Here is a 22058-nt window from a genome sequence, read left to right as displayed (position 1 = left end):
ACTTGCTCAATTTGAAGGAGCAAATCTGACGCTAACGGCGTTAAAAATTTCTCATTTAGAACAACTAAATAGCAAAATTTTCGCCTTGCCTACACGGATGTAGGTACCTTGGCGATAGCAGGACGCGGTAGCGGGGTTATTGACAAAATTTCCTCACCTCAAAATAGACCACTTAATTAAGCGAATTGGTATAAGAAAAAACCGCGCTATAAAGCGCGGCTGTCATCTTAATAAACGTTAACGTATTAGAATTGGTATGCAAACTTCACATATGCTTGACGACCAAGGATACTGTGCGTTTTATTGTCAATCCCCATTGACTCTGAAGGCGCTAGAGGCGCTTCTTCATTGAACAAGTTAGATGCACCTAGTGTTACTGTCAGCTTTTCTACGCCAATATAACTGACACTTGTATCTACAGTAGTCCATGAATCAATCTCATATTTATTGCCATCACTGTCAGCAAGATCTTTATAAGAATCAACATAGTTTACGCTGATATTTGCAAGCCAATCGTTTTTAGCCCAGTCCATACCCGCTGTCCAGCGGAACTGCGGATGCTGATACTCTCCATTGAGATCTTCAGCAACATTGAATGTGTTACCTTGTTCATCACTTTCAAACGACTGTTCTTCAAAGTTAAGCGCGTAAGTTAAGTTGTAATTGAACTTAAACTCACCCATTTCACGAGTAGTTAATGCATAGGCTAAGTTAACATCGAAACCGTCTGTTTCACGACCACCAATGTTAACAAAGGTGTCGTTAATGGTGAGAATACGACCAAGTGTGCTACCTTGATTAGGCGCACGAACTACCAGATTAGGATCGGTACCACAACAATCAACTAGCTTCTGTGCTCCAATTTTCTTGATGAGATCTTCCTGATCATAATTCCAGTAATCTACACCGATACTAAAGTCATCAGTTGCTTGCCACACTACACCTAAATTGTAGTTTTCTGACTCTTCTGGTTGTAGGTTTTTGTTACCGGACACAATCGCAGTGTATTCATACGGGCTACAATCATCATCAGCACCTGTTTGGCGACAACGTTCACGGTCTATCACGCTTGGTGATTCGTCTGTTCTACCAAGATGTAGCTGAACAAGAGAAGGCGCTCTGAATGCTGTCCCCCAAGAACCACGAACCACTAAACTATCAAGCGGTGACCAACGGAATGCTACTTTTGGATCTGTTGTAGTTCCAAAGTCGCTATAGTCTTCATAACGCAAAGCTAATTGTAGCTCTAGTGTATCTAGCACTGGTACGCTAAATTCTGCGAATATCGCAGTATTATCGCGATCTCCGTTAGCTTGCGTTGCTTCTGTACCAAAGATTTCGCCTCTGATGTATTGACTATCCGGGTTATCTTCAATTTTCTCGTAGCGATGTTCAAAACCAAACGCTGCGGCAACGTAGCCGGCTTCCAATTCAAATAATTCGCCCGAGATAGTACCATCTAGTGACTGCATGGTTGATGCACCATAACGCGTAGTGGTAGTTTCAAAAAACGCCAAACCGGCTTCTGTATTAGTGCTTGGTTCAAATGGGTTCCATAAACCTTCATCAATCGCTTGCTGCGCTCTTAGCTTGTTAGGGAAACCATCAAAGCCTTTTTCAACTGCACTTGAACGAATAGCAGAGTACGCAACTTCCCAAGACCACGCGTTCCACTCACCACGTGCTCCAAGGACAGCACGATAGTATTCTGAATCGACATCTTTTTTACGGTTGCCGATATCAACCGTTCGACGACGCATTGAAATATCTACACCATGTAAGAAGTGGTCTGGATCGTTAAATAATGGGTGGTTTGGGTTATCACCATCCATAAATAGTTCTGTAAAGCTCGGGCTACCTGCACCTTGAATGAAGGTTGAAGAGTGCTGCGCCGAGATTTCGGCAAAACCTTCAATACCATCGATGATTTCTTGTACGCCATTGTAGTTAAAGCTAATACGTTCCGTCGACGGAATAGCAGTCATGTACGGTGCATAATCGTAGCGACAGATATCACCAATATCTAAAGCAGGGTCGCATTTGTCATTCCCCCATACGTCCGTAAAGATAGTCTGCCTTACCTGAGTGCCATCATCTTCAACACGAACGACTGGTAATCCTGCCCACTGTTCGTCTGTTAGCATGCTTCTCATCACCTCAACGCTGCCGGGAATACCTGCAGAGCTTAATGAGTTGTTACCACCGCGAAAACGTTGATCAGCAGAAGCTGTGTAGTCACGATCGGCATAAGTTAGGTGACCGCGTTTGAAATAATCGAGTGAGAAATTATGATGGCCATTTTGCGTTGACGATCCCCAAAGAAGAGTAAAGTTCTGTTCTTCAGCCCCACCATCGGCGGTGTTGGATAATTTACCAGCGACCTCGAAACCGTCTATATCGTCACGTAAAATAATATTAATAACCCCTGCGACCGCATCAGAACCATAAGTTGCAGAAGCACCGTCTTTTAAAATATCAATACGTTTAACTGATGAAACAGGAATGGTATTTAAGTCCACAAATGATGTTTCTATATCTTTTGCAAACGGGCTCACGGCAACACGACGACCATTAATAAGAACAAGCGTAGATGATGCTCCTAATCCCCTTAATGCAACACTTGAACCGCCATTTGCGGTGTCATCGCTGGAGTTACCTTGTGTACTAAAAGTACCAGTACCCGACACAGGCAGCTTTTGTAACGCCCCAATAAGGTCGGTAGATCCCGTTGAAGCTAGGTCAGCAGCTGACAAGCTTTGAATTGGTGACGGACCTTCTAAGTCTGTTCTTTTAATGTGAGAGCCTGTCACTTCAATACGTTCAACTTGCGTCGTCTCTTCCGCCTTAACTTGTTGATTCATGCCGATTAATACGGCAATTGAGAGCGCACTGAGTGGTAATTTATAGGTCATCCTGTTTCCCCTTAAGTTAATAATTACACTGTAGTTTTTTTAATAATCCAGCCATTATTAGCATACCAAAGCAACTTTAACAATGCATTTATTTAACATTAAGTTTCCATTTTGGGGGTCTAATAGCAGAAATTCGCGACGAAAGAATATCGTTATTTATCAGTATGAATTATTGTTTAAATTGGGATTAGAGGGAGGAGAAGCGTTTTACAAACAGCTTCAAAAAGTTGATAAGACGCCTAAAATCTTTACTGAATAAGAGCGGTTTCTTAGCCTAAAGTTTAAAGACGTCAATGATCATGTTGTAACTACTTAACTATAATGCCAACCAAGGTTGCACTGACTTCACATTTGCAGAGTCGGCAAAGTGAGTATTGTCGTTTGACCACGCCTTCGGGACACTGATTCGACAGACTTGCGACTCACACTTCACTGTAGCATCTGTGACGTTTTGACTTCTGCCAAAGGTCACGATGACTCCCTGTTGCTCAGGCAGCAAAAATGACAACAAGTTTTTAATAAAGAAACCTGATAGATCAGCCAGCAACTCTTCAAACTCCTGTTGCATTTTATAAAGGTCAGACTTGCTTAGAGATCTCGTATTAAATAACTCGGCCTCAATCTGCATTTTTAGCTGGCAGTCCGAGCTTTCGCCCTTCGTTTCAATTACCACTTTAGCTTTGTCTTTGTCCAATTCTTTGTCAAATGGTAGCAATAATTGCGCTTCATCGGTGTACGACAATGGAAAGCTCGCTTCCTCGGTCACAATATTACCCGCCGTGATTTTACACGCCTGCATGCTAAGTGTATCGACAAGGTAAAATCCCACACGTGCAAACTCAAACTCGCCTTTATTTACCACTTTCAGTCTGTCGTAAAAGCTGTCGTATGCAAAGGTGACCGTTTTAGCGGACGCTATCGCACTCCAAAGTGTCATTATCAGGACAAGTACAATCTTATTCTTCATCAAAATACGCTCGGTTATGCCTTATCATATCGTTAAGTTCATTTACGTAGTCTTCACCACGCTCTGAATAACTCAAAAGGCCACTTGTTAATACTGTAGCGTCAATCGGTGCTTTTTGAGCTCGCAGCTCTGCTCGTACCGCGCGCAAGTCTTTGTATGCATCATTAGTATTGATATTCCTAAAGTACGATTTGACCGCGCCTCTTACCGACTGAAAGGCCCTAACTTCGTGATCGGCCGCATCTTCTCGCCGTTTCGGCACCATACCGCAGCCTTTGGTGTAACACCATTGACCAAAAAAGTTTAACCCAATTCGCGCAAATCGTGACGTACCCCAAGCAGATTCATTAGCGGCCTGCATCAACGCCAGCTCTTTAGGAATAATATCCACGCGGCGTAATGCACGTTTAAGCGAAGATTCATTGATGGCTTCACCTTTTAAATCATACTTTGTGAAAATCAATGCAACCTTTTCTATTTGTTTGCGTGTCAGGGTTTCATCAAATTGCAGCATCATTAGGGCGATTTCAAGTGTTGCCCGCTGCTCTAAGATCTGTTTATTTTCGGCTTCTACGTGCGGTTTAATAAAGTCGAAAAATGCCGTTTTCTTCTCCTTGATATCACGAATGGCTGCAAAATTAGGTAGTTTTACGCTATGGAGTGGCTTTTCGGGCACCTTAGGTACAACCTCTGCACCCGTACCCTCTTGATCTAAAGTAGAATCTTGAGAACTTTCATCTTGGATAAAAGGATAAATTAACGCCCAAATGGTCACTAGGGCAACAATGAGTTTAATCAGTTTAGCTTGCATACTTCTCCTCGCAGTGGCGTTGTTCTGGAAACGGAGTCTCTTTCCCTAAGTCTCTAAGAACTTTTCTCAAGCCCGCTCAATAACAGTTTTATTCTGTTACTATAGTTTGATAGAGCGTTGATAAATTGCGCCAAAATAACAGTATTCAAAAATAGCGGCTGATAATATCAAAAGCCGCAATTAAACGCGAATTTTCGTTCAGTTATCGTACATAGTTTAGACGAATTTAAGGTATAAAGAAAAAGGAACAGAAGTATGACGTCTAACGCTTGGCAGCAGCGTCTGCTATCGCAGCAAAAAAACCGCCCTAACGACAATCGCTCAGCATGGCAAATAGATCGTTCTAGGATCATACATGCCGCGGCTTTTAGGCGCTTGCAAGCCAAAACCCAAATTATGGCAATCGGCGTCAACGACTTTTATCGGACTCGCCTAACACACTCTTTGGAAGTATCGCAAATAGGCAGCGGTCTACTACGCCATTTAAGAAAACAACACCCTGAATTTGAACACTTTCCTTCGACAAGTCTTATTGAAACTTTGTGCCTAGCGCATGATATCGGTCACCCGCCTTTTGGCCATGGCGGAGAAATCGCGCTTAATTACCTTATGCGTGATCACGGAGGGTTTGAAGGAAACGCCCAAACCTTGCGCATTGTCACCAAATTGGAACCGTACACTAAAGGTTATGGCATGAATTTAACACGCCGTACCTTACTAGGTTTTATTAAATATCCTGCATTAATCGACACACTTTGGTATCACCAACCAACGCAAACACAAAGTCGAAAATACATATTGTCCAGTGATTGGCTGCCTGCAAAAGGCATTTATCAATGCGACCAATCGGTATTTGATTGGATCCTCTCGCCATTTTCTCAAAACGACCAAATAAAGCTGCAAGAAACCGAGGTAAAAGACACCTTCCGTCGCAAGACAAAGTTTAAATCGTTAGATTGCGCCATTATGGAATATGCCGATGATATCGCCTATGCAGTTCATGATTTAGAAGATGCGATAGCTACCGAGACCCTTAACGAGGCAGCATGGCATGATTTTGCTCTGCCTGAATTGCAAAAGTTAGACTCACCTTGGTTAAAGCAAAACTTACCGCGCGTAAGCGAGAGTTTATTTTCAGAAGATGAATCTAATCGAAAAGATACCATAGGTGAACTCGTCAACCTGTTTATTGTGCATTGTAAACTCAGCGTTCAAGACTCAGATTTTGACTCCGCCCTACTTCATTTTACCGTTGAGATGGCACCCGAATTTCAGGAAATCCTGCAAGTATTAAAAGTGTTCGTATATCAAAGATTAATTCGTGAACCTAAAATGCAGCAAATTGAGTTTAGTGGTCAAAACCTGCTTATTGATTTATTTGAAGTTTTTGCCAGTGACCCGATGCGATTGTTGCCGTATACAACCCAAACATTGTACCAGCAAGCAACCGATGAAACGCAGCAAATGCGCGTGTTAGCGGACTATCTTGGTGGCATGTCTGATGAGTATGCACGAAAAACGCATCGACGCTTATTTACCGGGGAACTGTAAACTCTGCTCGAAGAGGTAAAAATTAATCATGAAAAATTCGCATACATTGGCGATTAACTCATTCTTTAATTTTTCTTAAGCCTTTCTTAAGTATTGGCATATATGTTTTCAACGTAGCTTGATATTTTTCAGTTGGAGCATATATGCCAGCCAAAACCGTTGCGGTATTCGTGTTAGTCACTTCAATCACTCCTGCGTTTGCTGGTGACCCATTTAGCATCGACTCCCTTTGCAATAATAACGCTGAACATAGTAACAAAATGGCGCGACAGACGGATAAAGCAAGTCAAGAGAAAAACATCAAGATTGAGTCTATCGAAATAAACTCAAACCCTATTTTTAATCCGGACGACCCAGAAACGACCTCTTTCCATGACTTCGTAAACTGGCTGCATATAGAAACCCGAGATGCGACTATCGCTTCTCAACTCCCTTTTCAGGCTGGTGACCTAGTCAGCGAGGCCGATATTTTAGAGGCTGAGCGGATCTTGCGTGCTAAAAAATACATCAGAGAGGCGAAAATTAACTATGCCAAACCATGCAGCAGTGCCGAGCCACAGAAAATATCAGTGCAAACGTGGGACACCTGGAGTTTGCTGCCCAGTGTAAACTTTGGCCGAAGTAGTGGAAACAATAAGTTAAGTTTGGGGTTTAAAGAGGAAAACTTGTTAGGGTATGGCGTTAGGGCATCCGTAAAATACAAATCTGACCATGAACGTTCCGGTTACCATACCGTGTTGCAAATGCCTGCGCCATGGCAACCACATGCCATGATAACGGTGCAAGCAGATGATTATGATGACGGTCAAATATTTATGACTGACATTTATCAACCTTTCTATCAGCGCTCCAGCTCTTTGTTATATAGAGCTTATATTAATGCACAAGACCAAACGACTTCTATCTATCATAACGGTCAAACAGAAAGTCAGTTTCGATATAATGGTACATCTGCGCAGTTTGCTTATGGCCGTTTAGGGCAGCAAACCAACACCACCACACTTAGGTGGATAGCTGGTGTCGATTACCAAGATGTCAGCTATGACGAGCCAAACTTAGCCATAAGGGATAACCTTTATGACTTCAAATTGTTAGCGCCTTGGATAAGTCTTCAATATATCGAAGATAATTATATCGTGCTGCAGGACGTAGACTTAATCAATCACAGTGAAGATTTCAACCTCGGATGGTCACTTGCGGCCAAAACAGGTATTGATACCGAAGCGGATGGAGTTGGCTCAATTTGGGAGTTTTCAGCCAATAAAGCATGGCTATTTAATGATGATGTCTTATACCGATTTAAAGCATCAACCAATGCCCAAATCGGCACGCAGCAAGGTGATAGAGTATGGTCTACTCTCGCTGCAAAGGTAAATTATCGCTGGAGCGATAGTTTTGCTTTTTATGCTGATGCCATTGCTGCGTGGCAAAACAAGGAATTTGCCGAGCGTCCTCTTGCACTCGGTGGAGAAGAAGGGATCCGTGGCTTCCCACAAAGCTATCAACAAGGTACGCAAACGGTCAAATCTTCATTCGAGCTCCGTATGTACCCTAACATTAATATTTATCAGCTTGTTGATTTAGGATTCGTTGGCTTTGTTGATCTGGGAAAAGCATCCGGGAATATACAACATCCTAATATAAGCAATAAAATGCTAGGTAGTGTAGGGCTCGGAGTTCGTTTATATTCCGCCCGTTCAAGTAATGAAAACGTAGTGCATATAGACTTTACTAAACCATTAAGTAACTACCCTGAAGTTGACAGCTGGGAACTTGGTTTATCAGTGGAAACTCGCTTTTAAATAGCGCTTCAAAGGGTAAATGTAAAGGTGATGGTGCTCGCTTCCAACGCAACAGTGAGTTCCGCGTCAATGGCTTCAGCAAAGGCCCTAGCAATAGGCAAGCCCAAGCCAAAGCAATCATTCGCGCTTCTCGATTGGTCGCTTTGCCATAGTGGTTCAAATAATTGTGCTAAATTCACGTTTTCGAGCTCGCCGGAAACCTGATTGCTCACTCGAACATTTATCCCATTTGTCGCCCCCTTTTCAACAACGATAAGTGCTTCAGAACCCAGTACTCGGTGGCGCTTGGCATTTTTCAGTAAGTTACCAATGATGCTCTCGACTGCCATTAAGTTGGTCTGAATTGGACATTCGGAGCAAGTTGTCTGAATCTCAACATTATCAAATGCTATCTCACCAATCGAACGGTTGATGACTTGCAATACATCAACAACATCGTCTTTAGGTAGCTTTATCTGCTCGTATTTATGTAACAACATGACGTTGGTGACGATGTTTTTCATCCGCTGACTTATTCTTAATACTTCTGGCACAAAGTCATCCGCCAGTTCATTGTCTTCCGGGAAGCGTGAAATAACTTCCGCCAAATTAATAAGCTCCGTAATGGGCGTTTTTAATTCATGCGAAATATCTGAGGTTAGGCGCTTTTCTCGCAAGTACAATTGTCTGTTTTCAACAATAAAACGGTTTAGGCTTTGCTCAACGGGTAATAGCTCAGAGACAGGCTTTTCTAATATTATGGTGTCTGAATCTTTAGAGAAATTTAGTTTGGCTATCTGAGCGTTCATGCTATTCAACGGCGCGAGACCAACATCGACCGTTTTGCGCACAAAGACACGAATAAACACCACAACACATACAATAGTCACGATAAAAACGATATCAATGAGCCAAAGAATAAAGTCCAATCCCTCCGACGAGGCCGCATAGGCAATAACAAGTTCGTCGTCAAAAGATTTTTTTTCCCCTTTTAGGGTATGGATCTGCGGAATAAAACGGGTATATATGATCCGTCCCGCACGACCATCTGGCAGGGTTTCATTTACCACTTTGCTCTCGCCAAGTGATAACGACAAATAAGGTAACTCGTGTTGCGAAAAAAGATCTAAGCTGTCAGAGCGTGCAAAAACTCGGTCGTTCAACCAGATTTGATAATATTCGGGCTCGATATTGCCAGTAAATTCAGGTAAAAACTCACCGGAAAAGTGCAGTTCAAGATGATCTTCATCTTCAGAGACTAACGTCATCAGCATGCCAACTTTTGTATGCATCGCTTTGTCGAATTGTGAGTCAATCCAAGAGTCCACAGCCAAATCTGTAGCGAGTAAAATGGCGACTACAACACCTGTGATGGTAATTGATAATGTGCTAACTAAGTTCCCTCGGATCGACTTCATGGTAGTTGCTCAACATAATATCCAAACCCGCGTTTAGTTTTAACTGGCAAGCATTGACCCAGCGCTTTGACCTTTTTACGTAGCGAAGAAAGGTGAGCTTCGATGGCATTTTTCGACACGCTATCGAAATTGCCGGTAATATAAGTGCTTAATTTTTCTGGTGTAATAATCTTATTTTGATTAGTAAACAAACATTCCAAAATTTTATACTCATTGGGTGTTAAGTCTATTTGCTGCCCTGCAATTAACGCCGACTTTAGCTGCAAGTCAATGGTCAAAAAGCCATGCACGATTTCATCACCATCTTGTTTAAATGCCCCTCTTCTCATTAGCGTTAATAGCCGTGCATGCAGCTCATCAAACGAAAAGGGCTTGGCGAGATAGTCGTCTGCACCACTTAATAAACCCAGCACTCGGTCTTCAGGTTGTGACTTTGCTGACAACACCAACACTCGAGTGTCATTCTTCTGCTGTCTTAGCGCTTTAAGCACACTTATGCCATCCAAACTGGGCAACATAATATCTAAAATAATTACATCATAGTGATCCATCAGCGCCATACTCAAACCGCTAGAACCATCCGCCGAATCATCTACCGTAAAACCCAGTTTAGAGAGCCCTAAGGTTAAGCTGCGACGCAAGGACTCAGAATCTTCAATCAGTAACACATTCATAAATAAACCTTTGGCTAGTGCTTAATATCACATAGCTTAGTTGCTCAAACTTAAGATTCGCTAAAGAGAACTTCAACTTTCATCAATTCCGAAGGATTTCCTAAGCTTTTCTTAAGTTTCGTCGGATAGTCTTGTGATAAATGCAACTATTCTTAACATTCTATGAACAAAGTACACTTTTCAACTCCTTATGCACAACCTTTCATGGTGTTTTTCCTTTCCTTGTTGATGATTTTGACGCTTAGCCGTTTAGGGCTATCGACTTGGATGTTAGAGAGAACGGCAGGCTCTGATCCTTTAACCTTTGTGATATCAGGCCTACGAGTTGATTTGAGTACTATCGCATATCTCGCGATACCACTCTTATTGTTAATGGTCACGCACTATTTTATGCCCAAGCCACTGAAGCCTTTACTTACTGCGCTAGTAACGGGGTATATTGCGTTGGGTATTGTATTTGTCCTACTACTCGAAGCTGCAACTCCTGCATTTATTTTGCAATACGACATCAGACCAAACCGTTTATTTATTGAATATCTGATTTACCCCAAAGAAGTCATTTCAATGTTGTTGAGTGGTCACTTGGGCACAGTGATATTGACCCTACTTTTATGTACTTTGGCTTTAATAACCACCTTGAGATATTTTCCTCGCATTAGCAACGATGCGCCATCAAAGCGGAATATGGCTATCTCTACTTTTTGTAGTCTTATCTGTTTAGCGCTATTAGCAAGAGGCACTCTGGGTCATAGACCACTTAACCCTGCTACCGTCTATTTCTCACAAGATGCATTGGTTAATTCGCTGACCATCAACTCAGCTTATAGTGTTGCGTTCGCAGCAAAAAATATGGGCAGCGAAAGAAGTGCCAGTGCGCTTTATGGTTCGCTATCCAAAGAAAAGGTTTTTGATACAGTAAGAAAAGCAAGTTACAAACAAGGTTTTATCTCAAATACACTTCCTACCCTAGCCACTAATCCGGCATATCATCAGGGCAAAAAGAAAAACTTAGTGATTATCTTAGAGGAAAGCTTAGGCGCACGTTTTGTAAGCTCGCTAGGGGGAGCAAACCTAACCCCAGAGTTAGATAAACTGTATCAAGAAGGCTGGGGGCTGGAGAACCTCTACGCAACGGGCACCCGTTCGGTTCGCGGAATTGAAGCCGTGATCACCGGCTTTATACCCTCACCATCACGCTCCGTCGTTAAGCTTTCAAAGTCTCAGCAACAGTTTTGTACGTTGGCGGATATTTTAGCCAAAGAAAACTATACCACACAGTTTATTTACGGTGGCGAAAGCCACTTCGATAACATGAAAAGCTTCTTCTTAGGAAATGGCTTTCAACGTATCGTTGACTTTGATGATATTGAAAACCCAGAATTTGTTGCGTCTTGGGGCGCCAGCGACGAAGATCTGTTTAATCAAGCGGATAAAGAACTAACTCAGCTGAGTGAAGAAGAAAAGCCATTTTTTAGTTTGATCTTTACATCTAGCAATCACGACCCGTTTGAAATTCCTGACGGAAAAGTAATGTTACCAACAAATCATAAAAGTGATAAACCTGCGCGAGATCTCGCTATCAAGTACGCCGACTATGCACTCGGAAAGTTTATTGATAAGGCCAAGCAAAGTCGTTATTGGCAAGATACTATCTTTTTAGTCGTTGCAGATCATGATGTCAGGGTGTATGGATCCGAGCCCGTCCCTATTAAGTCTTTTCATATTCCAGCCGTTATTTTGAATTCAGACTTTAATCAGAAACAAGATAAAAGATTGGTCAGTCAAATTGATTTACCTGTCACTTTGCTTTCTTTAATAGGGGTTGAACGCCCAACGCCTATGCTTGGTTTTGACTTAACCAAACAATATCCAGTGCAAAGAGCGATGATGCAATATTACGATAATTTTGCCTACATTGAAGATGACAAAGCCGCCATTTTGATGCCAGGCAACAAAGTGAGTTATTGGCAATATGACACGGCGACTAAGATGCAAAAACCATTGCTGAATACAGTGCACACCATTGATTTTAAAGAAAAAGCACTATCTCATGTATTATTTAGTAATTTGGCCTATCAGGAGCAAATTTATCGATTAAAAGAGTAAAGCATAAGGTTCTCTTAAGTATTTCTATAGAAAATAAAGATAACTTAGTTTTTATTTTCTCGTCAGGAGTTGGATATGTTTAAATTTTTAAAACATATCTCCCCATCAGGCTATACCAGCCTGATGGTTCTCGCCACACTTTATTGTACCATTGCTTTTAATAGCCTATTTATTATCAAAGTCTTTAATGTTTCTACAATACAGGAGTGGTCCGATTGGCTATTTTTAGCGTCTGTCCCTATTCTTTTGTTTTTCCTGACACTGTTACTATTTAGTTGGTTTTCTTTAATCACCTTTGTACGGCCTTTTTTATTTATCACCATTGTGCTATCCAGTGTGTTGCTATACGCATCAATAAACTACGGCGTCATATTTGATAAAAGCATGATGCAAAACGTTATTGAAACAGACACGGGGGAAGCATTTTCATATTTAAATATAAACCTAGTTATTTTCGTACTAACCCTGGGTTTAACCCCTGCTTATTTAATGACAAAAAACAAAATAAAACAGCCACTAAAGCAAAGGCTAAAATCCTTTATACTCATTAATTTTGTTTCAATTACCTTCATCTCTTTGATAGCCTTTAGCTTTTATCAAAACTATGCCTCCGTTGGTAGAAACAATAAAGAAGTCGCAAGCTATATCACGCCATTTTCATTTTATATTGCAGGATATAAATACCTGAGAGATAACTATTTTTATCCTCCATTACCATTTCGATTACTAGATAAAACACCTGCTTTAGCTTCCAAGTCAGGTGCTAATATTACCGTTGTCGTTGTTGGTGAAACTGCACGTGCAAGCAACTTTTCACATGGAGGCTATAAAATAGATACTAACGAATACACTAAACAGGACGGCATCAAATATTTCAGTAACATATCATCTTGTGGCACAGCGACAGCAATTTCAGTACCCTGTATGTTTTCACGGCTAGATAGAGCACATTACAATAGCCGTCTTGCTCAGAGCCAAGATAACGTGCTTGATGTGATCCACAGGGCTGGCGCCGAAGTGTTTTGGATAGACAATAATAGTAGTTGTAAAGGTGTATGTAATCGGGTTGAGAATTATCGGATTGATACTAACAAGGATAACCCGCTGTGCGACGGTAAGTATTGCTTTGATGAGGTACTAATCCCATCACTTATGACTACCATAAACAACGCGCAAACAAGCAATATTGTTGTTGTCTTACATATGATTGGCTCGCATGGCCCAACTTATTACCGCCGCTACCCTAAAACGCAGCAAAAATTCCTCCCAGATTGCCAGCGTAGCGATATCCAAAATTGTACGCCTCAAGAATTAGTGAACACCTATGACAATACCATCGCTTACACAGATTTAGTGTTGCACAAAATCATTACACAACTGTCTTCGTTAGACGCAGAAACAGTCAACATGCTCTATGTTTCCGATCATGGCGAATCACTTGGTGAAACCGGATTATATTTACATGGCTTTCCATATCGTCTAGCACCTAAAGAGCAAACCCAGATCCCGATGATTTATTGGAGTAATCGCCTAACAAATAAAAGCTACAGTGGTTGCATTGACGCTGTAAAACAGCAACCCCTTTCTCATGACAATATCTACGATACGTTAATTGGCTTAACCCAAGTTAATTCGAAAACCTATCAGTCCAAAAATGACATATTCGCAACCTGTCGAACTCAATTACTCGCAACTAATGGAGAAACTAATGCATTTTGATAACACCAATAAGCCAACTGGAGCAAAACGACTATTGCTGGCGCTTGGACACTCATTTAGAGCGTTTAATTGGCTCACAAAAAATGAATCCGCCTTTCGGCAAGAGCTTATTCTACTGCTGGTTACTATCATTTTGCTGTTTACACTTGAACTTTCACTCTATGAGCGCGTTATGTTGTTTTGTGCAACGCTGTTTGTGATGTTTGCTGAGATAGTGAATACCGCTATTGAAGCAACAATTGATAGAGTCGGTTTAGAAATCCATCCACTGTCGGGGCTTGCCAAGGACTTGGGCTCTGCAGGCGTATTGATCGCACTTATCGTTTTTATCTGCATCTGGGGCAGCTGTTTATATCAAAACCTCTACTAGCAATTAATGGCCAATGATGCTTATGTTTGGATGAGAGAAGCCAAACATAAGCTTTAGCGCTAAGCCATTACTTCCTTTTACGCTTGGTTCTTGTTCCTAGAATACGCTTTTTGTCTCTTTGCTTCTTAGATTTACCAGAATTACGGCGAGTGTCTTTAGGCTCTTTGGTTAAATCAGGTTCATAGCCTGGCAGCCATTGCGGCGCAAATCGCTCATCTAAGAAAATTTCTATTTCTTCTAGTAGCCACTGTTCATCAATACTCACAAGCGAAATGGCTTGGCCGTTTTGTCCAGCACGACCACTACGGCCGATACGGTGCACATAGTCTTCAGCAACATAGGGTAACTCAGCATTGAAGACATAGTTTAGCGAGTCAATGTCAATGCCACGAGCTGCTACATCCGTTGCGACCAAGACGCGAATTTCACCTGATTTGAATTGAGATAGCGCTTTGTCACGCGCGCCTTGAGACTTATCACCGTGGATCGCTGCGGTTTTAAGGCCATCCTTATTCAATTCTTTTGCGTAGCTATCAGCACTATTTTTTGTGCGAGTAAACACCAGTACCTGATGCCAATTATTTTTGCCAATCAAGTGGGCGATCAATTCACGTTTGCGATCTTCGTCTACCGAATAGAAAGTTTGCGTAACTGTGCTTGCGGTGCTGTTCTGGGATTCAACTCCTACTCGCTTAGGGTCGTTCAACCAAGGCTTTACTTGGGATAACACAGCATCGTCAACCGTAGCTGAAAATAGCAATGTTTGACGCTTAAGCGGCATAGTGCGCATGATCCGCTTAATTTCCCCCATAAACCCCATATCTAACATGCGATCTGCTTCATCGAAGACCAAGTGTTGAATATTTTTGAGTGTTAATGTGCCTTTGATTAGGTGGTCAAGTAAACGCCCAGGTGTCGCAACTACTACGTCTACACCCGCTCTTAAGCGCTTTTCTTGCGGGCCAATATTTGCACCGCCATATAAGCACACGACATTTAAACTGGTGTTCACCACTAACTTTTCAGTGTGCTCTGCAACCTGCTGTGCCAGCTCACGAGTCGGCGTTAATATCAATGCCTTAACCGATTTCTCACCTTGCGTGGCGCCTATCAGCATGGAGTGCAAAATCGGCAGCATGAAGGCGGCAGTCTTACCGGTTCCAGTTTGGGCACTTGCAATTAAATCACAACCACTGAGCAGAAGTGGAATACTCTTTTCTTGAATTGGTGTGGGTGACTCAAACCCAAGCTCAGTAATTGCGCTTAGTAGTTCAGGGTGAAGTTGTAACTCGCTAAATGTCATTGGAGATCAGTGTCTATTACCAAAATTGTGCAGATTATAGCAAAGGATTGTAAGGAAAAAACTGGGAGATAGTTTTATTAAGCTAAATAAGTAAAGGTAATTAACTGATACTATTTTAAGAATCTAATTAAAGCAAACAACTCATTATTAGATAAAAAAGAACAAAACTATTTATAGCTCAGACTTGACAAACATCCAAATTGAAACAAAATTGTAAATCAGGTTAACTAAAGGTTCTCCTGCTTAAATATTACGATTATTAATTTAAAAAAGGATTTAATATGAAATATCTGTTTTCAACTGTCATTATGGCAGCATTTTTGTTCTCTAGTTTTACCTTTGCTATGAATGATAATACTACAATTTATCTCACTGAAAACGGGATTAAAGGAGTTATCCAGGCTCAACATAGCGTTAAAACAGAGTCGTTTGATCAGAAAGGCATGCATTCTCCAATCGAGTTTTCAGTATCCAATGACTTGCTTGATACTATTTCCGCATCTATCACATATCAGGGCAATCACTATGCTTTGTTACTCAATCAAGTTAAAAAACAAGTTAAGATAACTGGTACTGATATCAATAATAAACCTCTTATTAATACCCCAGCACTTCGTGCCGACATAAAGAATATGCTACACGACGTAGAGCTTAATAGTGGTTTGATTATGAAAAGCCAATCAACTCTAGATAAGGAGTCGAAACTTGCACTCTTAAAATTCTTCGAATTTTTATCTACCTATCCATTAGGTGAAGCAATTGATCAGCAAATAGAGAGCAAAATCAGTGCACAAGATTGGACTGATCTCTGTGCGTATATGGGTAAATCAAAGACTGCTGTTTGGGATATTACCAACTCGTCTGTAAAGACAAGAAATTATATCGTCGGTGGTCATGGCTTTTGTGCAGCTAGATGTGGTGCGGGTTGTCCAATGTTTGGTGATGGTCAATATACCCAAGATTGCTTGAATCACGATGCCTGTGCCGATGTTGAAGGTGAGCAACTAGGTGTATGTGGTGACGAATGGACTTCAGCCTCAGACGACTTTTGGTTTTCTCCTGACTGTACAACTCCACCACCATCATTACGTTAAAATAATAATTTTTGGCTGGTATGCTGTTTTGCAAGCGAGATCACTACATCCATATAGGCATTGAGCATGACTAAGTGAAATCGGTATTATCAGCCTAGGTTAATCTATCGGGGGCACAATCACCTGAAATGACTAATAAGGAAATGTTCATGTCACGACAAAGATTGAAGCTATTAACGATAGGTCTTTGCTTAATAGCCTTTACACCTTTGCTTGGTTTACTTCTTGCGGAGCTTATCGCTGAAATTCTTCACTGCCATGTTGCAGAAAGTGCTAGCTCAGATTGTATTGTCGCCGGCTATGATTTTGGTATGCCACTAGCAATTTTATACACAGGTGGTTGGGTAAGTATGATTACGGTCCCTGTTGCGGGCTTGGCAGCTTTAGTTTGTTACATCAAATACCGTGATGCAAAACTAAATAACAACCAATAAAAAAGGGGCTTAACGCCCCTTCTATTCACATCAACTTGATTAAATTGCTGCGTTTCTGAATTCTCTAACAAATTGCTTAACAGGCATATCGTTACAACGTAAGTTGCGAACCTGTTGGTTATTCAAACGTAGGTGATTAACGCCGTGACGTACTGCATCTAAGCATAACTCAGTTGCTGTATCTGACTTTTCAGCAATTAGCTCCACTTTCTTTTCTTGCTTTTGCGAGCGCTTCGCTGCTTTTGCAAACTCACGAATATCTTCACCATTACAGTGGATGCTTGGTGAGAAGCGAGAAATAAATAGGCCTAGTGATGCAGCTTCTTTACGTGCTGCACTGAAACCTTGCTCTGCTGCAACAGCACATACTTTTGTCGCTGGTGATGCGTCAGCTTGAGTGAACTCAACCTGTGAAGCGAAAGCTGTTGTAGAAACCAAAGAAACAAGACCAAAGAAAGAGAGAGATTTAAGCATAATATACCCCAATTGAACGATTCGGCGCGGATTATAATTACAACGACGAATAAGTAAACAGCTAAATCATGCAATTTTGGTTATTTAATGATCTATTTACACTAAGCTAAAATCCTCGTTATCCTCTCGCTAAACTTGTGCAAAATTTAACAACTGCCAACATGCTTGTCAGCTGACTAAATAAGTAATTTCACCCAAGCGCTGACCCTCTCGTTTTTAAGTGATAAACTTTGCCAAATAACAGCAAGAATCTAAAGAGAGCGCTATGAAAATTGTTTCGTTTAATATAAACGGCCTCAGAGCTAGACTACATCAATTACAGGCATTGATTGAAAAACACCAACCTGATGTCATTGGACTGCAAGAAATTAAAGTCCATGACGAAGCTTTTCCTATCGACGATGTAGAAGCACTTGGCTACCATGTTTACTTCCATGGTCAAAAGGCGCATTACGGTGTGGCACTACTCTCCAAGAAACCTGCAAAAGCTATCCAAAAAGGCTTCGCTACGGATACTGATGAATCACAACGTCGCATGATCAGCGGTACGTTTGAAAGTGATTCAGGTAACGAAGTTACCGTTATGAATGGTTACTTCCCTCAAGGTGATAACATCAGCCATGAAACAAAATTTCCGTATAAAAGACAATTTTATGCAGATCTCATGACCCACTTAAATGATTTTGCCGATCCTCAATCTAACCTTGTAGTCATGGGCGATATTAATATTTCTCCATTGGATGCGGATATTGGTATTGGTGAGCAAAACCGCAAGCGTTGGTTAAAGACGGGTAAGTGCTCGTTCCAACCAGAAGAGCGTGAGTGGTTAAAAACACTGCTAGATTGGGGCTTTAAAGATACATTTAGAGTGCTGACACCTGATGCAACCGAAAAGTATTCGTGGTTTGACTACCGCTCAAAAGGGTTTGATGATAACCGAGGTCTGCGCATAGATGTGGTTTTAGCAACCGCTCCATTAACTGCGAAATGTATTGAAAGTGACATAGATTACGAATTGAGAGGAATTGATAAGCCCTCTGATCACGCACCAATTTGGGCAACTTTCGACATTTAATCATCTGCTTTTTCCGCCGAGACTGTAAATACAGTGCTCGGCATAGAGCAAAATCACCAATTTTAAAAACTGGATAGAAACGTGACGTTTATCGCTGCCCTTGGGTTATTTTTACTCAGTTTTCATCGCAAAGAATACCTGCAATTACTACAAGTACCAGCCAGACAAACCGGCGTATTAAGTTGTGCGGTTATCCTCACGTTACTGTGGCAAATAAAAGCAGGCATTTTACCTGAGCTGAACATTCATATTCTTGGAATAACAGCAGTAACGTTAATTTTAGGTTGGCGACTGGGTGCGTTGAGTGCAACTTTGGCCTGCCTCGTCCATAGTTACTTTAGTGCTTTTACCTTGGTGGAGTTTGGTAATTTTTGGCTGTTTACTGCACTGATACCTGTCTACTTAAGCTATGGACTTTTTGCCCTTTGCTATCATCATTTACCGCGGCACTTTTTCGTTTATATTTTTGTTTGTGCATTTATTTTCGCAGGTACGGTGGGCTGTTTAAAGATACTTCTAAGCGCATTCTATTATTATGCAATCGATGCCTATACTTGGTATCAGTTGGCAGACAATTATCTCCATTTTGCCGTCATAATGTGGTTCCCTGAAGCCATGTTAAACGGCATGGCCATCACCTTACTCATTACATATCGCCCACATTGGGTAAAAACTTTTTTTGATAGGGAATACTTAGACAAATGATCTCCCACTACCGCTGTCCACTGTGTAAACTGCCTTTATATCAAGGTGGTGCGAGCTACAGCTGCAATAATAATCATCAATTTGATATTGCCAAAGAAGGCTATGTCAACTTACTACCCGTGCAAAATAAAAAATCAAAACAGCCGGGCGACAACCAAGAAATGGTTGCGGCGCGTCGGGCATTCTTCGAAACCGATCATTATCATTTTCTACGTGATAGGCTTGCACAAATCATCTCTGAAAAAGCGCCGGCTACCCTGCTGGACTTAGGGTGTGGTGAAGGCTTTTACACCCATGAAATCGCAAATCGCTGCGAGAATGCCAAAGTATACGGGGTCGATATCGCAAAACCTGCTGTCCGCTATGCCGCTAAACGCTATCCTCAAGTTGAATTTAGCGTAGCCTCCATCAAAGAGGCTCCTTTTGAAAATGAATTTGCAGATGTGATTGTGAGCATTTTTGCGCCAGTGTTCGCCGAAGAACTCGCCCGTCTATGCAAACCATCAGGCAGTTTGTATGTCGTCTCACCCGGCGAGCACCATCTATTCGAACTCAAGTCTCTGATTTATGACAATGTAAAGCTACACAAGGCACCAGAAACACCACAAGGGTTTGAGTTGGTTGAACGGACTAAATTACAACAAACACACAGAATGGAATTTGAGTGTGTTGAACACTTAATCATGATGACGCCATTTGCATGGAAATTTAAGCAACAACACATGGACAGATTACAAAAGATGGACCATATCGAAATCACGCTCTCGTTTTTGATAAACCAATATCAGCGCATGTAACCCTACATCAGCTCACCCATTATGAGCAAATCGCTGCCTACTTGCTTGGTAGGCAGGCAAACAGAAACTACAGATTTTCTTGCGTAAACGCTTTGTCCATTTTATCGAACATATCTTTTAGCAATCGCGCTAAGTCTCTATATCTAGGCTTTCTTGAGGACAGGGGTGCATCGTAGCCATTGGCAACCATCTTTTGATGCAGTTCTGTATACCAAGAATACAAAGCCGGATTTAACGGCGTTTCAGCTCTTTTACCAAGCCATAATAACCCTTGGACAGGAAGCGATAAAAAGAATAAAGCAATCGCAATGGCTTGCGGCAGATATTGAAAACCCAATTGGCTGGTCTGCAAAAACAGAGTAAACACCGCCAGCATAGGCATTGTATTTAAAGCAAGTTCTGTCGCCTTGATCACCCTAAATTCGGGGAACAACGGTGCTAACTCCTTGCGCATAGGCCACTCTTTCGAGTATTGACGTCCAAGTTGCACTTGCGAAATAAGACTTTTTTGCATCATAACTCCTAGGTGCTAACTTTTATATAAAAAATGAGGTAAAATCGACGTCTTTACTGTCAACTATACCTTAGTCTAAATGCGTAGCTTATATGCGCTATAGCTTTAAGCTTAATACGCAATAACTGTTATTGTCAAAACGGAAAGTCATTATGTCATCTCAGCATGTTTTGGTTCTTAATTGTGGAAGCTCCAGTCTTAAGTTTGCAATCATCGATAACGCAACGGGAGAGGAGATATTATCAGGTCTGGCTGAACGCCTAGCTGAACAATCACCACAAATTAAATATAAGTTCCAAGGCAACAAGGAAATCGTGCCCCTCAATAGTGGTGATGCGCACCAAGTTGCGATCACAACGCTTGTAAAACTCATCAAAGATCTCGCGTTAGACGCAAATCTTGTCGCTGTCGGCCACCGCGTGGTACACGGCGGTGAGCGCTTTACACAATCTGTCATTATCGATGACTCCGTTATAAATGCTATCCAAGAAACGGCTAGTCTGGCACCTTTACATAATCCAGCTAACCTACTAGGTATCCGCGCAGCTCAAGCCGCATTTGCGCATCTACCGCAAATTGCTGTCTTTGATACGGCTTTCCATCAAAGTATGGATCAAACAGCGTACCTTTATGCTCTACCCTATTCACTATATCGTGAGCATGGTGTTAGACGTTACGGTTTCCACGGCACCAGCCATGCTTATGTATCGGCGCAGGCCATCGAGATTTTAGGCTTAAAAGATAAGCCATCTCGTATTATTACCGCACACTTAGGCAATGGTTGTTCCGTTACCGCAATTAAAGACGGTAAATCGGTGGACACCAGCATGGGCTTAACTCCATTAGAAGGTCTAGTGATGGGCACCCGAAGTGGTGATATTGATCCGGGCTTATTCTCGTTTTTAGTTAATCACCTTAACTATTCAACACAGCAAATTGACACCTTGTTGAATAAACAAAGTGGCCTTCTAGGTATTAGTGAGCTTTCTAACGATTGCCGAACGATTGAAGAAGCAGCGCAGGAAAGCCACCCTCAAGCAACACTGGCGCTTGATATTTTCTGTTATCGTTTAGCCAAACAAATTGCTAGCTTCTTGGTACCACTAAACGGTTTAGATGCACTTGTATTTACCGGTGGAATTGGCGAAAACTCTGATGTTATCCGTGAAAAAGTAGTAAACCAGCTTAACTTCCTTGGCATGCATATCAATAAAGAGTGTAACCTCAACGCACGCTTTGGTAATCAAGGTGTGATCACTGATGAGTCTCACTCTCCTGTCGCTATGGTCATCCCAACCAATGAAGAGTGGGTGATTGCCAACGATGCAGCCACGCTTGCTAAAGGAGTGTAAT

19 protein-coding genes are annotated in these 22058 nt (G+C 41.7%); 11 read left to right on the top strand and 8 right to left on the bottom strand.

The features are described from left to right. Nucleotides 1–245: 245 nt before the first annotated feature. The 3 genes from DS891_RS02065 to DS891_RS02055 form a co-directional block, all read right to left on the bottom strand. Nucleotides 246–2912, bottom strand: a complete 2667-nt coding sequence (locus DS891_RS02065; RefSeq protein WP_174168721.1) for a TonB-dependent siderophore receptor — start codon at nucleotides 2910–2912, stop codon at nucleotides 246–248. A 316-nt stretch (nucleotides 2913–3228) separates the two neighbouring features. Then, nucleotides 3229–3879 (bottom strand): DUF2987 domain-containing protein, encoded by a 651-nt coding sequence (locus DS891_RS02060; RefSeq protein WP_010605029.1) that lies wholly within the window; start codon nucleotides 3877–3879, stop codon nucleotides 3229–3231. Next, nucleotides 3869–4690, bottom strand: coding sequence for a glucosaminidase domain-containing protein (locus tag DS891_RS02055; RefSeq protein ID WP_174168720.1), 822 nt, complete (start codon nucleotides 4688–4690; stop codon nucleotides 3869–3871). The genes DS891_RS02060 and DS891_RS02055 overlap by 11 nt, the downstream gene beginning before the upstream one ends. Nucleotides 4691–4945: 255 nt before the next feature. On the opposite strand from DS891_RS02055, the gene DS891_RS02050 reads away from it, so the two are divergent. Both DS891_RS02050 and DS891_RS02045 read left to right on the top strand, forming a co-directional pair. Beyond that, nucleotides 4946–6241: an anti-phage deoxyguanosine triphosphatase gene (locus tag DS891_RS02050; protein ID WP_174168719.1), complete on the top strand. Its 1296-nt coding sequence runs from the start codon at nucleotides 4946–4948 to the stop codon at nucleotides 6239–6241. A 143-nt stretch (nucleotides 6242–6384) separates the two neighbouring features. Continuing rightward, the gene (locus DS891_RS02045; RefSeq protein ID WP_174168718.1) at nucleotides 6385–8043 is read left to right on the top strand and encodes a hypothetical protein; all 1659 of its coding nucleotides are present in this window, start codon (nucleotides 6385–6387) and stop codon (nucleotides 8041–8043) included. A gap of 8 nt (nucleotides 8044–8051) precedes the next feature. Here DS891_RS02045 and DS891_RS02040 read toward each other — a convergent pair whose 3' ends face one another. Together DS891_RS02040 and DS891_RS02035 are read right to left on the bottom strand one after the other, a co-directional pair. Beyond that, a complete protein-coding gene (locus tag DS891_RS02040; RefSeq protein WP_010605033.1) occupies nucleotides 8052–9440 on the bottom strand; it encodes a HAMP domain-containing sensor histidine kinase in 1389 nt (462 codons plus the stop codon). Then, complete coding sequence (locus DS891_RS02035) at nucleotides 9437–10114, bottom strand: response regulator transcription factor (protein WP_174168717.1); 678 nt, start codon at nucleotides 10112–10114, stop codon at nucleotides 9437–9439. The genes DS891_RS02040 and DS891_RS02035 overlap by 4 nt, the downstream gene beginning before the upstream one ends. Before the next feature lie 162 nt (nucleotides 10115–10276). Here DS891_RS02035 and DS891_RS02030 point away from each other — a divergent pair, with 162 nt between their 5' ends. The 3 genes from DS891_RS02030 (at nucleotide 10277) to DS891_RS02020 (ending at nucleotide 14309) form a co-directional block, all read left to right on the top strand. Next, nucleotides 10277–12220 (top strand): LTA synthase family protein, encoded by a 1944-nt coding sequence (locus tag DS891_RS02030; RefSeq protein WP_254605648.1) that lies wholly within the window; start codon nucleotides 10277–10279, stop codon nucleotides 12218–12220. A 75-nt stretch (nucleotides 12221–12295) separates the two neighbouring features. Further along, the gene (locus DS891_RS02025) at nucleotides 12296–13939 is read left to right on the top strand and encodes a phosphoethanolamine transferase (RefSeq protein WP_174168716.1); all 1644 of its coding nucleotides are present in this window, start codon (nucleotides 12296–12298) and stop codon (nucleotides 13937–13939) included. After that, nucleotides 13929–14309, top strand: a complete 381-nt coding sequence (locus DS891_RS02020) for a diacylglycerol kinase (RefSeq protein ID WP_010605037.1) — start codon at nucleotides 13929–13931, stop codon at nucleotides 14307–14309. Before DS891_RS02025 ends, DS891_RS02020 begins: the two co-directional genes overlap by 11 nt. Nucleotides 14310–14376: 67 nt before the next feature. On the opposite strand, the gene DS891_RS02015 is transcribed toward DS891_RS02020, so the two are convergent. Next, the gene (locus tag DS891_RS02015) at nucleotides 14377–15612 is read right to left on the bottom strand and encodes a DEAD/DEAH box helicase (RefSeq protein ID WP_174168715.1); all 1236 of its coding nucleotides are present in this window, start codon (nucleotides 15610–15612) and stop codon (nucleotides 14377–14379) included. A 281-nt stretch (nucleotides 15613–15893) separates the two neighbouring features. Between DS891_RS02015 and DS891_RS02010 the strand changes: the two genes are divergently transcribed. Together DS891_RS02010 and DS891_RS02005 are read left to right on the top strand one after the other, a co-directional pair. Then, on the top strand, nucleotides 15894–16706 hold the full coding sequence (locus DS891_RS02010) for a hypothetical protein (protein WP_174168714.1): 813 nt from the start codon (nucleotides 15894–15896) through the stop codon (nucleotides 16704–16706). A 149-nt stretch (nucleotides 16707–16855) separates the two neighbouring features. Next, nucleotides 16856–17140, top strand: a complete 285-nt coding sequence (locus DS891_RS02005; protein WP_010605040.1) for a hypothetical protein — start codon at nucleotides 16856–16858, stop codon at nucleotides 17138–17140. A 39-nt stretch (nucleotides 17141–17179) separates the two neighbouring features. Here DS891_RS02005 and DS891_RS02000 read toward each other — a convergent pair whose 3' ends face one another. After that, nucleotides 17180–17614, bottom strand: coding sequence for a hypothetical protein (locus tag DS891_RS02000; protein WP_010605041.1), 435 nt, complete (start codon nucleotides 17612–17614; stop codon nucleotides 17180–17182). A gap of 265 nt (nucleotides 17615–17879) precedes the next feature. On the opposite strand from DS891_RS02000, the gene xthA reads away from it, so the two are divergent. The 3 genes from xthA to rlmA all read left to right on the top strand — a co-directional run bounded on the left by xthA (nucleotide 17880) and on the right by rlmA (nucleotide 20191). After that, nucleotides 17880–18689: an exodeoxyribonuclease III gene (xthA, locus tag DS891_RS01995; RefSeq protein WP_010605042.1), complete on the top strand. Its 810-nt coding sequence runs from the start codon at nucleotides 17880–17882 to the stop codon at nucleotides 18687–18689. Between the two features lie 81 nt (nucleotides 18690–18770). After that, complete coding sequence (locus tag DS891_RS01990; protein WP_010605043.1) at nucleotides 18771–19394, top strand: energy-coupling factor ABC transporter permease; 624 nt, start codon at nucleotides 18771–18773, stop codon at nucleotides 19392–19394. Further along, entirely contained in the window at nucleotides 19391–20191 is an 801-nt protein-coding gene (rlmA, locus tag DS891_RS01985) for a 23S rRNA (guanine(745)-N(1))-methyltransferase (RefSeq protein ID WP_174168713.1), read from the top strand. Before DS891_RS01990 ends, rlmA begins: the two co-directional genes overlap by 4 nt. A gap of 67 nt (nucleotides 20192–20258) precedes the next feature. On the opposite strand, the gene yfbV is transcribed toward rlmA, so the two are convergent. After that, nucleotides 20259–20705, bottom strand: a complete 447-nt coding sequence (gene yfbV / locus DS891_RS01980) for a terminus macrodomain insulation protein YfbV (RefSeq protein ID WP_010605045.1) — start codon at nucleotides 20703–20705, stop codon at nucleotides 20259–20261. A 152-nt stretch (nucleotides 20706–20857) separates the two neighbouring features. On the opposite strand from yfbV, the gene DS891_RS01975 reads away from it, so the two are divergent. Beyond that, nucleotides 20858–22057: an acetate kinase gene (locus DS891_RS01975; RefSeq protein WP_174168712.1), complete on the top strand. Its 1200-nt coding sequence runs from the start codon at nucleotides 20858–20860 to the stop codon at nucleotides 22055–22057. Nucleotide 22058: the final 1 nt, after the last annotated feature.

It is taken from the genome of Pseudoalteromonas sp. JC28, assembly GCF_013319255.1.
Taxonomy (GTDB): Bacteria; Pseudomonadota; Gammaproteobacteria; order Enterobacterales; family Alteromonadaceae; genus Pseudoalteromonas.
The sequence above is the reverse complement of the archived record's forward strand: the minus strand, read 5'-3'. Positions and strand labels throughout refer to the sequence as shown.

Excerpts from the sequence above, each read along its gene's own strand:
- DS891_RS02015 (WP_174168715.1), bottom strand. The coding sequence starts at position 15,612 with ATGACATTTAGCGAGTTACAACTTCACCCTGAACTACTAAGCGCAATT.
- DS891_RS02055 (WP_174168720.1), bottom strand. The coding sequence starts at position 4,690 with ATGCAAGCTAAACTGATTAAACTCATTGTTGCCCTAGTGACCATTTGG.
- DS891_RS02045 (WP_174168718.1), top strand. The coding sequence starts at position 6,385 with ATGCCAGCCAAAACCGTTGCGGTATTCGTGTTAGTCACTTCAATCACT.
- xthA (WP_010605042.1), top strand. The coding sequence starts at position 17,880 with ATGAAAATTGTTTCGTTTAATATAAACGGCCTCAGAGCTAGACTACAT.
- rlmA (WP_174168713.1), top strand. The coding sequence starts at position 19,391 with ATGATCTCCCACTACCGCTGTCCACTGTGTAAACTGCCTTTATATCAA.
- DS891_RS02025 (WP_174168716.1), top strand. The coding sequence starts at position 12,296 with ATGTTTAAATTTTTAAAACATATCTCCCCATCAGGCTATACCAGCCTG.
- DS891_RS02035 (WP_174168717.1), bottom strand. The coding sequence starts at position 10,114 with ATGAATGTGTTACTGATTGAAGATTCTGAGTCCTTGCGTCGCAGCTTA.
- DS891_RS02030 (WP_254605648.1), top strand. The coding sequence starts at position 10,277 with ATGAACAAAGTACACTTTTCAACTCCTTATGCACAACCTTTCATGGTG.
- DS891_RS02050 (WP_174168719.1), top strand. The coding sequence starts at position 4,946 with ATGACGTCTAACGCTTGGCAGCAGCGTCTGCTATCGCAGCAAAAAAAC.
- DS891_RS01975 (WP_174168712.1), top strand. The coding sequence starts at position 20,858 with ATGTCATCTCAGCATGTTTTGGTTCTTAATTGTGGAAGCTCCAGTCTT.
- DS891_RS02040 (WP_010605033.1), bottom strand. The coding sequence starts at position 9,440 with ATGAAGTCGATCCGAGGGAACTTAGTTAGCACATTATCAATTACCATC.
- DS891_RS02020 (WP_010605037.1), top strand. The coding sequence starts at position 13,929 with ATGCATTTTGATAACACCAATAAGCCAACTGGAGCAAAACGACTATTG.
- DS891_RS02060 (WP_010605029.1), bottom strand. The coding sequence starts at position 3,879 with ATGAAGAATAAGATTGTACTTGTCCTGATAATGACACTTTGGAGTGCG.
- DS891_RS02065 (WP_174168721.1), bottom strand. The coding sequence starts at position 2,912 with ATGACCTATAAATTACCACTCAGTGCGCTCTCAATTGCCGTATTAATC.
- yfbV (WP_010605045.1), bottom strand. The coding sequence starts at position 20,705 with ATGCAAAAAAGTCTTATTTCGCAAGTGCAACTTGGACGTCAATACTCG.
- DS891_RS02005 (WP_010605040.1), top strand. The coding sequence starts at position 16,856 with ATGTCACGACAAAGATTGAAGCTATTAACGATAGGTCTTTGCTTAATA.
- DS891_RS02000 (WP_010605041.1), bottom strand. The coding sequence starts at position 17,614 with ATGCTTAAATCTCTCTCTTTCTTTGGTCTTGTTTCTTTGGTTTCTACA.
- DS891_RS02010 (WP_174168714.1), top strand. The coding sequence starts at position 15,894 with ATGAAATATCTGTTTTCAACTGTCATTATGGCAGCATTTTTGTTCTCT.